At 60.7% G+C, this 14,101-nt stretch carries 17 protein-coding genes; 12 read left to right on the plus strand and 5 right to left on the minus strand.

Annotated elements, in window-relative coordinates:
- Positions 1 to 150 precede the first annotated feature (150 nt).
- The 3 genes from ACIQH5_RS20680 (at position 151) to ACIQH5_RS20690 (ending at position 3,472) form a co-directional block, all read left to right on the plus strand.
- The gene (locus ACIQH5_RS20680) at positions 151 to 489 is read left to right on the plus strand and encodes a DUF6507 family protein (RefSeq protein ID WP_400407205.1); all 339 of its coding nucleotides are present in this window, start codon (positions 151 to 153) and stop codon (positions 487 to 489) included.
- A 2-nt stretch (positions 490 to 491) separates the two neighbouring features.
- On the plus strand, positions 492 to 2,834 hold the full coding sequence (locus ACIQH5_RS20685) for a DNA/RNA non-specific endonuclease (protein WP_400407207.1): 2,343 nt from the start codon (positions 492 to 494) through the stop codon (positions 2,832 to 2,834).
- Between the two features lie 212 nt (positions 2,835 to 3,046).
- Positions 3,047 to 3,472, plus strand: a complete 426-nt coding sequence (locus ACIQH5_RS20690) for a hypothetical protein (protein ID WP_400407209.1) — start codon at positions 3,047 to 3,049, stop codon at positions 3,470 to 3,472.
- Between the two features lie 74 nt (positions 3,473 to 3,546).
- Here ACIQH5_RS20690 and ACIQH5_RS20695 read toward each other — a convergent pair whose 3' ends face one another.
- Positions 3,547 to 3,807: a hypothetical protein gene (locus ACIQH5_RS20695; protein ID WP_400407211.1), complete on the minus strand. Its 261-nt coding sequence runs from the start codon at positions 3,805 to 3,807 to the stop codon at positions 3,547 to 3,549.
- Positions 3,808 to 3,955: 148 nt separating this feature from the next.
- Between ACIQH5_RS20695 and ACIQH5_RS20700 the strand changes: the two genes are divergently transcribed.
- From ACIQH5_RS20700 to ACIQH5_RS20715, 4 genes are all read left to right on the plus strand, one after another.
- Positions 3,956 to 4,603, plus strand: a complete 648-nt coding sequence (locus ACIQH5_RS20700) for a hypothetical protein (protein WP_400407214.1) — start codon at positions 3,956 to 3,958, stop codon at positions 4,601 to 4,603.
- 159 nt (positions 4,604 to 4,762) lie between these two features.
- Positions 4,763 to 5,275 carry an Imm61 family immunity protein gene (locus ACIQH5_RS20705; RefSeq protein ID WP_400407217.1) on the plus strand — a complete coding sequence of 171 codons (513 nt, stop codon included), beginning with the start codon at positions 4,763 to 4,765 and terminating at the stop codon, positions 5,273 to 5,275.
- A 36-nt stretch (positions 5,276 to 5,311) separates the two neighbouring features.
- Positions 5,312 to 5,701, plus strand: a complete 390-nt coding sequence (locus ACIQH5_RS20710; protein ID WP_400407220.1) for a TNT domain-containing protein — start codon at positions 5,312 to 5,314, stop codon at positions 5,699 to 5,701.
- A complete protein-coding gene (locus ACIQH5_RS20715; RefSeq protein WP_400407223.1) occupies positions 5,691 to 6,197 on the plus strand; it encodes an Imm61 family immunity protein in 507 nt (168 codons plus the stop codon). The genes ACIQH5_RS20710 and ACIQH5_RS20715 overlap by 11 nt, the downstream gene beginning before the upstream one ends.
- A gap of 11 nt (positions 6,198 to 6,208) precedes the next feature.
- On the opposite strand, the gene ACIQH5_RS20720 is transcribed toward ACIQH5_RS20715, so the two are convergent.
- Positions 6,209 to 7,081, minus strand: a complete 873-nt coding sequence (locus ACIQH5_RS20720) for a hypothetical protein (RefSeq protein ID WP_400407227.1) — start codon at positions 7,079 to 7,081, stop codon at positions 6,209 to 6,211.
- 103 nt (positions 7,082 to 7,184) lie between these two features.
- On the opposite strand from ACIQH5_RS20720, the gene ACIQH5_RS20725 reads away from it, so the two are divergent.
- Positions 7,185 to 7,916: a DUF72 domain-containing protein gene (locus ACIQH5_RS20725; protein ID WP_400407230.1), complete on the plus strand. Its 732-nt coding sequence runs from the start codon at positions 7,185 to 7,187 to the stop codon at positions 7,914 to 7,916.
- A gap of 4 nt (positions 7,917 to 7,920) precedes the next feature.
- Here ACIQH5_RS20725 and ACIQH5_RS20730 read toward each other — a convergent pair whose 3' ends face one another.
- A complete protein-coding gene (locus ACIQH5_RS20730; RefSeq protein ID WP_062070544.1) occupies positions 7,921 to 8,382 on the minus strand; it encodes a GatB/YqeY domain-containing protein in 462 nt (153 codons plus the stop codon).
- 54 nt (positions 8,383 to 8,436) lie between these two features.
- Here ACIQH5_RS20730 and ACIQH5_RS20735 point away from each other — a divergent pair, with 54 nt between their 5' ends.
- Positions 8,437 to 8,655, plus strand: a complete 219-nt coding sequence (locus ACIQH5_RS20735) for a hypothetical protein (protein WP_400407233.1) — start codon at positions 8,437 to 8,439, stop codon at positions 8,653 to 8,655.
- Positions 8,656 to 8,731: 76 nt separating this feature from the next.
- On the opposite strand, the gene ACIQH5_RS20740 is transcribed toward ACIQH5_RS20735, so the two are convergent.
- Positions 8,732 to 10,009 (minus strand): NAD(P)/FAD-dependent oxidoreductase, encoded by a 1,278-nt coding sequence (locus ACIQH5_RS20740; protein WP_400407236.1) that lies wholly within the window; start codon positions 10,007 to 10,009, stop codon positions 8,732 to 8,734.
- A gap of 133 nt (positions 10,010 to 10,142) precedes the next feature.
- Here ACIQH5_RS20740 and ACIQH5_RS20745 point away from each other — a divergent pair, with 133 nt between their 5' ends.
- Genes ACIQH5_RS20745 through ACIQH5_RS20755 form a run of 3 tightly spaced genes read left to right on the plus strand, consistent with a single transcriptional unit; the run spans position 10,143 to position 12,339 of the window.
- On the plus strand, positions 10,143 to 10,919 hold the full coding sequence (locus ACIQH5_RS20745; RefSeq protein WP_400407239.1) for a histidine phosphatase family protein: 777 nt from the start codon (positions 10,143 to 10,145) through the stop codon (positions 10,917 to 10,919).
- A complete protein-coding gene (locus ACIQH5_RS20750; protein WP_400407242.1) occupies positions 10,903 to 11,814 on the plus strand; it encodes an NAD(P)H-hydrate dehydratase in 912 nt (303 codons plus the stop codon). The genes ACIQH5_RS20745 and ACIQH5_RS20750 overlap by 17 nt, the downstream gene beginning before the upstream one ends.
- An 18-nt stretch (positions 11,815 to 11,832) precedes the next feature.
- Positions 11,833 to 12,339, plus strand: coding sequence for a hypothetical protein (locus ACIQH5_RS20755; RefSeq protein WP_400407244.1), 507 nt, complete (start codon positions 11,833 to 11,835; stop codon positions 12,337 to 12,339).
- On the opposite strand, the gene ACIQH5_RS20760 is transcribed toward ACIQH5_RS20755, so the two are convergent.
- Positions 12,336 to 14,000 (minus strand): RecQ family ATP-dependent DNA helicase, encoded by a 1,665-nt coding sequence (locus ACIQH5_RS20760; RefSeq protein WP_400407335.1) that lies wholly within the window; start codon positions 13,998 to 14,000, stop codon positions 12,336 to 12,338. The two genes, ACIQH5_RS20755 and ACIQH5_RS20760, sit on opposite strands and share 4 nt — an antisense overlap.
- Between the last annotated feature and the right edge of the window lie 101 nt (positions 14,001 to 14,101).

Consider the following 14,101-nt stretch of genomic DNA (forward strand, 5'->3'; position numbering starts at 1 on the left):
ACCCGCTGGACCTCAGCGGCGGACGAAGTCAAAGCCATCATCGCCCTGGTCCAGACCACCCTGGGCACCAACGACGACACCGCCACCACCGCCGCGACCTCTGCCCGCAACGCCGTGCAGAGCATCGGCTAACCCGGCAGCCTCTCACTCATGGCTGTGTGGAGTGTTGATGTTGGCACCGCGCGGGCGGTGATCTCCTCGACTGCCGGCTCTGTTTCGGCGTTGGAGGAACCGTTGACACGGTTGCGGGGCGCGGTGGAAGGAATCGCCGCGGCCGTGCCGTCGGCCCAGGTCCAGGAAGCGTTGGGGGCGTTGATCGAGAACGGGGTGGTTCCGGCCACCACGGATGTGCTCGAGCGCAGCACCGCGGCCCTGACCGGGACCTCCCAGGCCGTGGGCCATTACGCCAACGGTGACCTGGCCATGGCATCAACAGCGGCGTCCAGTGCCTCAACCGTGCACCTGTCCGTTTCGGCGTCAGGGCGGTAAGTATGGACTTCAGTCAGGTGTGTGTCGCAGGTCCGGGCGCGTCCGGGATCAGTGTTGACGGGCTCCCGCCGCTGCCGGACCCGGACGCCTTGGACAGCCAGGGCCAGGCCCTCGCAGCGTCCGGGAACGCCGTTCATTCCGGGGTCAACGACGCCGCAAAATCCTGGGCCGGTCTTTCCAGCGCCTACGAGGCCCCCGAAGCCGGGCAGGTCCTGACCGCTTTCAACCCCGTGTTCTCCCGCTCCCAGGAACTGGCCAACCTGACCAGCAACGCCGCGACCGTGCTGGCCGCGTACGCGGACCGGGCCAGGGAACTGAAACAACGCATCAACACCCTCCGTACAGAAGTCCATGCCCTGGACGAGCTCATCGGCGGTAACGATGACTGGCGCTCCAACCTCAAAATCGTGGACCAGCACCGTAACACCATGGACAAAGCCAGCGCCCTGGCCCAAGCCATCCTCGACTCCGACGCCACCTGCGCCACCGCCCTGGCCGCCCTGACCGGCGGGCAAAGCTACGCTCCCCCGACCATCCCCAGGGCGAACCTGAACAGCTCCACCGACTTCATCTCCAACGCCTTCACCCACGTCCAGCACTACCTGGGCAACGACGAGAAACTCCCCGACCTTCCCTGGGGACCACCGAACATCTCCGTCCGGCTGGCCGGGCCCGCCTCGGCCGCCCAAGGATTCACCAGCGCCCTGATCGGCGCCGGGCAAGGCCTGCACACCCTGCTGTTGACCACCGACAAAGTCAAACAAGCCCTGGCCTGGCATGGGATGTTCGCCATCGGCGCCGCGGCGCTCACCACCAGAAACGTGTTTGCCCGCGGTGGCAAAGACATGACCGCCGACGAGGCGCAAGCCATACTGACCACCGTCAACGTGGCCAAGGAAACCATCCACTACGACGAATGGGGCACCAACCCCGGCTATGCCATCGGCGCGACCACCTTCGACGTCGCGACGCTCCTGGCCGGTGGTGCCGGCGTCGGGGTCAAAGCCGGGTCGACCGCCGGGAAGCTGGGCCTGGTGGCGCAGCGACTCAGCACCGCAACCATAGACAGTCCACGGCTGGGAAGGCTTTCCTCGGCACTCGGTAACGCCGCCAACGGCCTCCACCGGACCGGACTGTTTCTGGATAAGCCCGGCTCGCTGGCACTGAAACTATCGGACTTGGTGATGCCATCCACCACGGCCAAGGTGCTCGACAAAATCACCCAAACGAAAGCGGCTTCGTGGGCCGCTCTCGCCAACGCGAAACTTGGCGCAGCAGATCTCATCAGTGGAGGCAAAAACCTCACTGCCGACGGGATGAGCTCCCTTGCCCAAGGCCTACGAAACGCCGACGCGAGCCTTCCCGCCACCTTTCACCCCGATCCCAGTGGCTTCCTGACACGGACCGCCGATAACACAGCAGTACCGAACTGGCTGGACAAGAACGCTGCAGACATCCGAGGGAACACCCCTCAGACACAGGGCGGCTCCGGTGCACTCGCTGAAAACGGCTCACGGGCGGCGCATGCACCCGTGGTCCCTGACCCTTTCCCGCCCCAGAACAACATCACCAACACCGTCATCCTTCAACACGGTCACGATTTCTTCCCGGTCAGCCGCAAAGACAACTTCGCAGCCAAGACCGGGCTGGAACCCAACACCTTGTACATCGTGGACAACCGCACCAAAATGCCAGATAGCACCGGCGGCCTCACGGCCGACAGTCTTGAACGGTTCTATACGGACGCCACAGGCCGGGTCGAACGCGTAGACACGTACGCTGGTGTCAAGGGTGCTTGGTCCGTTGAACTGAACAAGCGGATGCCCAATGTCACCTATAACGTCGTCGCGAAAACTGACGGTGGCTTGGAAAACCACTTCACGATCATCACCGATGACTTCGCCAAGCCCAAGAGCGTCGAAGCACACATCACCGGGTTGCTAAAAGGCGACATCAACCGCAGCACATGGCAGCAGATACTGGCCGGTATCCGTGTCGGCGGACGCGGCTACGAGGGCGGCCACCTCATCGCATCCCTCTTCGCAGGACCAGGAGAAGGCGCCAACCTCCTGGCCCAACTCATGTTCCAAAACCGCGGCCACGGAACCCCCAACGTACCCGCCAACACCCTGGCGTTCTACCAACTCGAACGAGACCTCATGACCAAGGCCCTCCACCGCGTCGACACCGGACAACCCCTAGACTTACACCTAAAGGTAGAAGCCGTCCCAGGACCAAAACCCGGGCTGCCCGACAGTATTGAAGTCACGCACAAGTTCGATTCAGAGACACCCATGTTTCACGAGTTTCCGAATTTGCCCTTGGACCTAGAGGAGACATCTTGAGTAGCGGCCAACTTGCGTGGAGCCCGTCCGTAACGTCTGGCCTCCGTCGCCTGCAAGCTGAAACATTCGAAGAAGGCGGCCTTGGCTCCTGCGCCCAGGAAGTCGTAAGCACCTCCGTGATCCATCAGGCATGGTCCAGGCGCACAGAGGAAATCTTGCGGGATGGTGTTTGGGGGGCGCGCAGTTTTTCCTTGGATTTCTCACGAGAGGCAATGAGTCAGTGGCTCAAGCAAATCCGCCGCGAGTCGTATGTGCTGGGGGCCGGAACGTGGACCAGCTGCAAGGTCCATCTCTATCCAGATTCGGACGGCAGACTTGAGATCTTCGACATGGAACTCCTCAGACCCGCCCACGAAACAACCATTCCTGATCGTCCGGCGGACGCACTGACATTGTTCCAAGACCTCAAAGCGTTCCCACGCACGCTGGACAACATCCCGCAGTGGATGTGGACGGTGTTCCGCGCCGAAGGCATCACACCCCCTGTCTACAACCCCCAACTCAAAATGGTCGAGTGGGCCAACAAACGCCTACCCGTCACCGAAACCGGCACCGACTTCTCCGCCCAACCCCAAATCATCGACCCATCCAAAGAACCAGGCGTCTTCGCGAAAATCAGCCGAAAGCTCTTCGGCTAGACAACACCAGCACCTCGAGCAGCCACAATCCAAACTCCCCAAAGAAGCGGAGCTGCGTACACCGTCGTCGAGGTTCACCTGCTCAAGGCGACATCAACCGCAGACCATGCCAGCAGATACTCGCCGGTATCCGTGTCGGCGGACGCGGCTACGAGGGCGGCCACCTCATCGCATCCCTCTTCGCAGGACCAGGAGAAGGCGCCAACCTCCTGGCCCAACTCATGTTCCAGAACAGCGGCCACGGAACCCCCAACGTACCCGCCAACACCCTGGCGTTCTACCAACTCGAACGAGACCTCATGACCAAGGCCCTCCACCGCGTCGACACCGGACAAACCCCAGACTTACGTGTAAAAGTAGAAGCCGTCCCAAGACAAAAATCCGGGCTGCCCAGTGGACTCAAAGTGTCCCATTCGTTTGACAAGGACTTGATTCAAGATAATTTCTTCCCAAATCTTGAGTCCCCGAAATAGTGAGGCCCTGATGCAAGATTCCGTGGTGGATAGCCCTCTAATTCGACAGGGACTAGCTCGCCTCCAGGAGCATACTTTCTCCAAGGCCGGGCTAGGCTTCGGCGCACAGGAAGTCATAAGCACCTCGCTGATGTTTCAAGATACATCGAGGCGCTACGTCGATGTTTGCCGCGACGGTCAGTGGGGTGGTCGGGACTGGCAAGCCGATTTTCCACCCGAGCTGCTTGACTACTGGCTGATGGAAGTCAGACGTGAACTCTATGTTCCAGGCCTCGGCACATGGAAAACCTTCAGAGTATTCCTTTTCCCGTCCAACGAAGGGCGCATAGAGGCATTCGACTACGAGATTCTGACTCGCGGCATGTTCGGTGATCCGAAAGATTCCACCGGCCCAGCATCAGGGCAGGCCGTCAAGATGGATCTCCTGACATTCCCCCGCACATTAGACAATATTCAGGAATGGATGTGGACTGCTCTGCGTACAGATGCTCAGACGCCCCCGTTGTACAACCCCCAACTGAATACTGTCGATTGGGACAACAAACGCCTCCCCGTCACCGAAACCGGCACCGACTTCTCCGCCCAACCCCAAATCATCGACCCATCCAAAGAACCAGGGGTCTTCGCAAAGATCGGCAAAGAACTCTTCGGCAACTAAACACACCACCACTTGAAACGAAGGCACCTGTCCGTAGCTGCATCGTCGTGCAGCACTCCGGAGGTCAGGAGAGAGGTTGACAATGACGGATCAAGAGATGTTCACCTCTGAGCGTGAGGTCTTCAATCCGGGCGAACTTCTGTACGTAGTGTTGTCATAGTGGGTTTCACAGATCCATTGAGTGAACTGGAATCACGAATTTGCGCGACCTCCCGCGAGGCCGGTATCGATGTCGGACAAAACCCCTTAGATGGCACATGGTTCTTCACGTCCGATGACGTTCGCTTGCATCTCAAGATTGAAAATGAGAGCTTCGTCTTAGGTGCCTCCGACAGGGGACAAGCGGAGAATCATGTATTCACGACACCCCTCCTGGAAGATATGGAGAAGTATCTTACCTACACGTTTTGCACTATATCAAGGTTCGATAAGCAGCTCCCAATGCTATTAGTTGTTCCCATCCCCGTCACCCTCGATAAAGTGGCGCCCGGCTTTCGAATCGAAGCTATAGGCAGGAATTCAAGGCTCATTCATCACTCGTCAGATATTGTCCGGTTAGGGAGTATTGTTGATCTCGTTGAATTTTCCCGCTATATCAATCTCTCAGGAAATGAACTGCGGACGGCTTGTATTGAGCCGAACGGCAAGTTGCCATTTTTTCCGCGATCGTAGGCCCTACGAGCCAGTGCTTGGAAGGAATCCCCAACCATGTGGAACCGCTATCCCGCTAACGACGGCGCCGTCCTCGACAGCCGTCAGACCCATGACCTACCCCAGTTCAGACACCAGTTCGGCGAAGTTCTCGACCGTGTTGGATTCGAAGACGGTTCGTATCTCTACGCACTCAAGGACGGCGACCCGGAAAGTTTCGAAGCTCGGTCGCTCCCTGTCAGTGATCTGGAGCTGCCATACGCCCGCTATCGCCTAGCGAATGAATGGCCCAACGGTGCTCGTGGGTGGCTCGTCGAGTCATCCGTTGCGGCGCCCGACTTCGGACGGCGCGGCGGGGCAACCCTAGTACTCTTCTTCGACGAACAGCATTCACTTCTGACTGTTGAAGAATTATTGAAGTCGGGAGTCCTGTCCTATGAGCAGTGAAATAAAGCCGATGATTGATCGGTTGCTGGCAACAATCAGCGCGGCCGGATACTCGATCGTTACGTCCCAGGATGAGCCGTGGTGTTTGTATAACCTCGGTGGTGAAGTCAAGATCTACCCTCGGTGGGTGGATGACCGTTATGAATTGAGTACTACGGAGCGCTCACGCGGAGAGCAGCTGTTGTTTTCATCTCCACAACTGGTCGATATTGAGCTGGTACTCCTCTACCGGTTCACGAATCTCTTCCGCAGCCGTGAGGGCATGAGGAACCTCATGCCAACAACGGTGCCTGTAACGGCAAGCAAGGCAGCTCCCGGCTACACAGTAACCAAGGACGTCAGCGGCACTTGGCTGCTCCAATCACCCAAAGGCCAGCCACGGACCGGCCGACAGATCACACTTATTGAGTTCTCTCACTTTGCAGACATGAGCCCTTACGAACTCTGGACGGCCATGAACGTGCAGGAGAATTCACCTTTCCGTGTCCTGACCTAGCGCCTGGCGGATTATTTGACAGAGCCCATCCGCTGATGTGCCCATTCAGGGAGTGTGCCAAGCTTTCGGATCCGACGCGTTTCACCGAGGCACGCGGCCTTCGTCGGCTCGGTGAGCCATTCCGGTTCTTTGTCGTAATTGAACTCGGTTTTGTATCTCCCGGGATCCGCTGGATTGAGTGTAATGGTGGCCGCGAACCACGTATTGCCTCCGGCGCCGCGCATGATGTTCCTGGCCTCAGACATCTGGTCAGCCAAGTGTGCTGGGACTTCCGTGGTGAACCGCGCCCCTGCCGTTTCGACGTTGAAGACGCATTCGCGATGAGAGCCGATTTCCCTGAATTCCAGCCCCGCCGAAGACCACGTCGGCGGGAGGGTGGGGAACAGTTCAACTAGAACAGCGGTGATGTTCTGCATGGCGTCGATGGAGCTATGCAGCCCACCCGGCGCCCCGGCGGAGGATGGTCCGGACCGCGCAACGGCTGCGGGCGTCAGAGGAGCGCGCTGGCGGAAACACCAAGCGGCCGCGACGGCCAGTAAGGGTCCAAGTATGTGCGCAAGGAGGGAGTACATAGGGTCGACGGTGCCTCTTCCTTGGGAGGAAATGGCGCTGACGATGAGCAATAAAACGATTCCAAGACCGATATACCCCTTGGTGCGCCTCGCCCATCTCCTCAAGAAGACGTAAATAAGAAAAGCAAGGAGAAGTGGCGATCCGATAACCCCCAGAAGGATTCCTCCCTGAATGATCGAGCCAATGACCATCGAGGCGAAGGCAGCGAGGGCAAGGACCGGCCCCAGCCATTCCGGTGGAACAGGGCCCGTCACCTTGCGGTCGGGCTGATCATCTGTCTCTTGCGCAGCAGAATTGGCCTGATTCTCCATGGTTGCCCCATCAACTGGATTTGGCCCTTTGAGTCTAGGCCAGCACCGTGAGCCGCCCAAGCCAACCACCCTTTCGGCCCAGAATCCCGCTACCATCCACATCATGGGCATCCGCATTGGCACCTCGGGCTGGAGCTACGACCACTGGGAGGACGTGCTGTATCCCCCGGGCCTTCCTGTGGCCAAGCGTCTGATCCGTTACATGTCGAGATTTAACACAGTTGAGCTGAATGCGAGTTTCTACCGATGGCCTCGCGACACTTCCTTCGCGAGTTGGAGGGAGCGGCTTCCGGCAGGCTTTGCCATGTCCGTAAAAGCGCCGCGAGGTCTTACGCACGGCAAGAAGCTCTATAGTCCCGAAGTTTGGGTGGAACGGATTGTGCGCTGCTGGCACGAACTCGGCGACAAAAGGGCTGTCCTGCTGGTCCAGCTACCACCCGATTTTCAAAGAGACGACGCCCGACTCAACTACTTCCTGGCCACCGTTCCCCAGTGGGTTCGCATCGCCGTCGAGTTTCGTCATGACAGTTGGGACCACCCGGACGTGTACGCTCTGCTGGAGCGTCGAGGCGCCGCCTACTGCATCATGAGCGGCGCCCATCTGCCCTGCATCCTCCGGGCCACCGCACCATTCGTGTACGTTCGACTGCACGGCCCGGACCATGAGCACCTCTACGGCGGCTCATACTCCGATGATGATCTGCGATGGTGGGCGGACCGGATTCGCGAGTGGGACGGCAACGGCAAGGACGTATACGTCTACTTCAACAACGACGGCGGTGGTAACGCCGTGCGCAACGCTGACACTCTGCGGTGGCTGCTTGGGGTCAGTTGACTCTCTACGCCAGGCGACCCCGGACGATCTCGCTGACAGTCTTGCCATCAAAACGGCCAGCAACCTTGGCGGTGACGGGCTTCATGACGGCTCCGATGGAACGCATGGACAACTCCTGGCCATCAGCCTTCAGAGCCTTGATGGCATCGTCAACGATTGCTTCCACTTCTTCCCGAGTGAGGGCTTTCGGCAGGTAGGCCTCGATGATTTCGGCCTCCGCCACCTCGGCTGCGGCCCGATCTGCCTCGCCCGCCTCGGTGTAGATCCGAGCCGTATCCCGACGCTTTGCGGCTTCCTTCTGAAGCAGCGAGGTGACCTGCACGTCGTCGAGCTCCACCGGGGTCTTGCCTGACTTCTCACGGGTGGTGATCTCACCCAGCACGTTGCGCACAGTGGTCAAGGCAACCTTGTTGCCTGCTTTCATGTGGTCAACGACGTCTGCTTTGAGGCGTTCTTTGAGTGTCATGATGCTCCTTGTTTGGGTTCCTCCTGTTATCTTCCCAGAATGAGTGCATGGGGGATGTTTCGCGGAGCCGAGCCGCGGGTGGTTGGGCTTTTCCTATGGCGCGCCCTCGCCGCACTAGTGCTCGTTGCCGCCGTAGTCGGTTCCTTCATTCTGGTATCAACCCAGATCCAGGTCGCCGCCAGCAGTGTCCACGTTCAGGACTCCGTGGCCAGCGGCAGTGCTGCTGATCAGCGGAGCATGTATTCACCTGCACTGGGCATCCTCGGCCTATAAGCAAAGTCGACTGGCGGTTTCTGCCAGCCGGGCATCACAATTGACCCAGCATGGCGAGTAACACCTCGGCCGGGACTCAAGTGCTGGGCGGATCCTGCTCCGTTGTTTCCTTCTCAGTGGGCCCGCTGACTACAACTTGTGCTGGGCTATGGAGGAGGTACCCGTTGAGCCAGGAGAACAAGGCACGGATTTTCTGTTGGAGGCCGGACAACAGGGCAAGGTGCACTAACAGCCAGGACAGGAAGGCAAGGATGCCCTGGAGCTGGAGCCGCTTGCGGCCCAGTTCTGCTACCGCAGCTCCGCGCCCCACCATCGCCATGTAGCCTTTGTCCACGTAGCGGAAGGGCGTGCGGTTGCCGCCGCTGAGGTCCGCAAGGACGTTCTTGGCCGCCCACTTTCCAGCTTGCTGAGCCACCGATCCCAGCTGCGGCAGTTTTGCCCCCGTTGAGTCCGTGATGTTGGCTGCATCTCCGACGACGTAGACGCCGTCCGCGTCAGGGGCGGTGAGGTCGGTGCGGACATCGATTCGTCCGCCTCTCCCCTGGGTGAGGCCCGAGCCGGCGATGAGGTCGCCCGCCTTCAGTCCACCGGCCCACACGACAATTTGCCCGGGTACGGAGTTCCCATCCGCCAAAGTCACTCCGTCCGGCCGGACCTCGGTCACGCCCACTCCCATGTGGAGTTGGACGCCCACCTTCTTCAAATGATCGGTGGCGTAGCTCTGCGACTTCTTGGAAAACATGTTCAGGACTGTGGGCACCATGTCCACCAAATGAACCCTGCAGCGTGCCGCGAGTTCCGGCGAGAAGTACTTGCTCACCACGTATTTGACGTTCTCGGCCATTGCCCCGGCAGTTTCAACTCCGGTGGGTCCGCCGCCCACCACCACTACATCCACGGACCCGTCGGGGTTTCTGTCGGCCTGGTCCAACAACCGGGTGAGGCCGGTCCCCAGCTTCGTGGCATCCGTGACGGAATACAGCGGGAAAGCATGCTCCTCGGCGCCGGGCGTGTTGAAGAAGTTCGGTACCGCACCCACCGCGATGACCAGGATTTCGGCGTGGAAGACGCGGCCATCAGTAGTCCTGACCACTCGCTCGGCGGCGTCAACGGAGTCCACTTTCGACGTCAGAACCTTCACTGTCTTGTAGCGCCGGAAAACGGAACGCAGTGGCCGGGCAATGGCCGAAACCCCAATTTGCGAGGTAGCCACTTGATAGAGGAGCGGCTGAAACTGGTGATAATTATTCGCGTCGATCAACAGGACGCTGACGCCCTTGCGCCCCAACTCCTTCGCTGCTGCTACACCAGCGAATCCGGCACCGACAATGATGACTGGGTATGAGTCCTCCATGCGAGCAACTTACTTCACTCCACGTCCGGACAACAGAGGCCCGTGACCCGCCGTCGAGCGTTTATGTTCTTCTCCTCTGGGTACGCAGTGGGTAGTGTTCTGCATTCGGCAACGCACGCGGAAGGGTGATCTTGTGAACGAGGACGGGCTGACGGACGCAGTGCAGGAAGCGGGTGCCGTGGAGTTGCTCCTGATCCGGCACGGCGAGAGTGAAGGCAACGTGGCCGCAACCGAGGCACGTTTGGCGGGCGCCGAAGTCATTGATGTTCCGGCCAGGGACGCTGACGTGAATTTGTCGAGCACCGGGCAGGACCAGGCGAAGGCCCTGGGGACGGCACTCGCCCGGATTGCTGAAGAGCTGAGACCGGACGCCGTGGTCTCGTCCCCCTACGCCAGGGCACGGCAGACCGCGGAAATCGCTGTCGAGGCGGCCGGCTGGCCGGTCAAGGTGCTCACCGATGAAAGACTCCGGGACCGGGAACTAGGCATCTTGGATCGGCTGACGAGCCTGGGCGTAGAGACCCGATATCCAGACGAGGCCGAGAGGCGGCTCTGGCTGGGCAAGCTGTACTACCGGCCGCCGGGCGGTGAATCGTGGGCCGATGTGGCGCTCCGCCTCCGCTCAATCCTGGATGAGCTCAACACCTTGGGTACAGGTCACCGGGTGATGCTGGTCTGCCACGACGCCGTCATCCTGCTGGTCCGGTATGTTCTTGAGGGCATGTCCGAGGAGGAAGTCCTTGACCTCGCAGCCACCACGTCAGTGCTGAATGCATCCATCACCCGGTACGTGCGGCCTACCGGCGCGGGGCCTTGGCAATTGGAAAGCTTCAACGTAGCGGACCACCTCACAGAGCAGGGTGTCACCATCACCGAGCACGCAGGAGACGCAAGTGTCCACCCACAGTGATTCCACCTCCCCCACACTGGTTACACCATCCCTTCTGCGTGACTGGCCATTGCCGGCTCCCGGAGACGACAAGTACTCGCGCGGTGCCGTGCTGGTCATCGGTGGAGCACGTTCAACCCCTGGCGCGGCGTTGCTGGCGGGGACGTCAGCACTCCGCGCAGGAGCCGGGAAAATCACCCTGGCTGTTGCCGAATCCGTAGCAGCGCAGGTAGGAGTCGCGCTGCCGGAGTGCGGCTCCATGGGACTGCCCGAGAACGCCGACGGTTCCGTGACCGGCGAAGGACTCCACCGCATCTCCTCCTACGTGGAGCGCGCCGACGCCATCCTGGTGGGGCCGGGCCTGGATGATCTTGACCTGACCGAATCTCTGCTGCGAGCGCTGCTGGAGCAGGAGGAATCCGGAACCGAAGGAGGTCCCGCCGTCGTACTTGATGCTTTTGCTTTGGCCGGGCTGGTGAAGATGGAGGATGAGGTGGCGCCGTGGCGGGGCAGGCTGATCCTCACCCCCAATCCGACGGAGGCAGGTATTCTGCTGGGCCGCGACGTGGAGGATCTGGGAGGTGCCGTGCTGGACATCGCAGAACGCTTCGATGCTGTGGTGAGCTGCCAGGGTTTCATTGCGGGGCCATCGCCCGCGAACTCCGGGGAGTCCCGGCTGTGGAAGATCACCACCGGCTACGGCGGACTGGGCACATCTGGAAGCGGCGATGTTTTGGCGGGCGCTATCGCGGGGCTCCGGGCGCGCGGCACCAGCGACGCCCAAGCTGCATGCTGGGGTACCCATCTTCACGCGGCGGCAGCAGACCGTTTGGCCAGCAAGCTAGGGCCCTTGGGGTTCCTTGCCAGGGAACTCGCCGACCAACTGCCCGCCCTCATGCTGGAGCTCAATACCTGATGCGAATAGGCTGCCTGAATGGGGACCAGGGGAAGCAGCACGCAAACATCACGCGTCATCGTCAGCATCGTTGGGCTGATGGCAATAGCGGCATACGGGCTCACCTCAGCGTTGCAGATCCTCGTGTGGAATCCGCTCGCCGCTGTGCCGGGGGCCACCTTGGACGAAATCCACGAGGGGCTGGCCCAAGCCAACGAGTCCGTCTCGTTGACCGCGGTGGTGACGTGGTCAAGCATTGGAACCCTTCTTGGTGTGCTTGTGGTTCTGCTGACGGCAACCCGGGCAATCTCACGGCTGAGGACGGTCGTGATTCTCCAACTCTTGATCCTGGTGCTGGGCGCACCCATGTATTTCTTTGCATCTTTCTCTGCCGGTATGGCCTTGGCAGATGCCTTTTTCATATCTGGTGGTGATTACACTCCATGGGGAGGTCTGCTGGGCTTGGTGAGCGGGGCGGCATTGATCGGCCTCCTGCTAGTGATGACCTTTCGTGGAAAGTCGGGGGTGGAACCGGCCCGCAGTTAAGCCGGCTTGAGCAATTCATGCTCGACGACGGCGGTACGGGACAGGGTCTTGTAGCCCTCCTGTTCGAACAGGACAGTCAGGACATCGTCCTCGTGCCGCATCACCAGGCCGGGACCCCACTCTTTGTGGATCACGGTGGACTGCAAGGGGAACTGATTCTCCGCAGCTGAGGCGGGCTGGCCGACGCGACCCGACCCGGCGGCGTCGGGCGTTTCCTCGCAAGCATCACAGTTGCCACAGGGCTCCGGAAGGTCTTCCCCGAAGTAGCCCAGCAGGAACTGACGACGGCAAGCATCCGTCTCCGCGTAGCCACGCATCATGGTGAGCCGGGAGTGGTCCACGCGTTGCCGGGCCTCAGCCAGTTCCACTGCGCGGTCCACCAAAGTGGTCAGCTTGGCCTTGGAACTGAGCCGCGCGCCGCGTTTTCCCGTGGTCACGGCGCCGGCTTCCTTCAACTGATTCACCAACGCTGTGACCCGGCGGGCAGGGAAGCCGGTGAGCTCCACCAATGCGGTCTTCGGAGCAGGCGCGCCAGCGTTCTTGACGACTTTCAGTACGGCTGCGAGGTCCGCAGCATCCGGAGACTGGGTGGCGAAAAACTTGCGCAAGCCAAGGTCCTCGGCGCGATAATGCAGAATCGCGGACGCCGCCCGGCCGTCGCGGCCCGCCCGGCCGATCTCCTGGTAGTAGGAGTCCAGCGACTCTGGAATGTCCGCATGCACCACGAACCGGACATTGGGCTTGTCGATGCCCATCCCAAAAGCTGTAGTGGCAACCACGACGTCCACTTGATCGTCCTGAAACCGTTCATGGATACTTTCCCGGTCTGCGTCAGAGCGGCCCGCGTGGTAAACCTCGGCACGCAGACCTTGCTCTGTGAGCTTGGCAGCGTACTTCTCGGTGTCCTTTCGGGTGGCGGCGTACAGCAGGCCCAGCCCCTCGGCCTTGGCAAGTGCCACAACCTGCTCCACAACGGCTTGCCGCTTGCCTCTATCCTCCTGATGCCGCACAACATCGAGGCTGATGTTCGGGCGATCAAAACCACGAACCAGGACCAGCGGCTCCGTCATGCCCAGCCGTGTGACAATCTCGTCGCGCACCGGCGGGGACGCAGTTGCGGTCAAGGCTATGACCGGCGGGGTGCCCAGGCGCTCGCGGACGCTACCCAGCTCGAGGTAGTCCGGGCGGAAGTCATGACCCCAAGAGGATACGCAGTGGGCCTCATCCACCACGAACAGTGTGATGTGCAGCCTGGCGATTCGTTCCACGGTTTCCTGCTTGGCCAATTGCTCAGGGGCGAGGAACAGGAAACTCGCCTTGCCGGATTCGACTGCCAGCCAGGCGGCCTCCACCTCTGAATCACTACGGGAAGAATTGATGACGACGGCGGCGCCCTCGCCTAAGTCCTCGGTCAGCCCGTCCATTTGGTCTTCTTGCAAGGCAATGAGGGGAGAAACCACGACGGCGGCTCGGCCCGTTGTGTTGTGAAGGTGCAGTGCTGCGACTTGATAGGTAGCGGATTTTCCGTACCCGGTAGGCATGACAGCGAGGACATCACGCCCTTGAACGAGGGCGGTCATACCGGCGAGTTGGCCGTCGCGCAGCTCAGGCAAGGAAAAAGAAGTGGCCGCCAGGGCGGTCAGGGCAAGGTCATCGGACATGAAGATGTGGCTCCGCGTTGTGGTTCCTGCGGCCACTTGCATCAGCCGAGGTGACCAGCCTAACGCGGGCGAGGCCCCGCCGTCGTACGCCGTTTGCCCGA

This window comes from Paenarthrobacter sp. NPDC091711 (assembly GCF_044756605.1).
Lineage (GTDB): Bacteria > Actinomycetota > Actinomycetes > Actinomycetales > Micrococcaceae > Arthrobacter.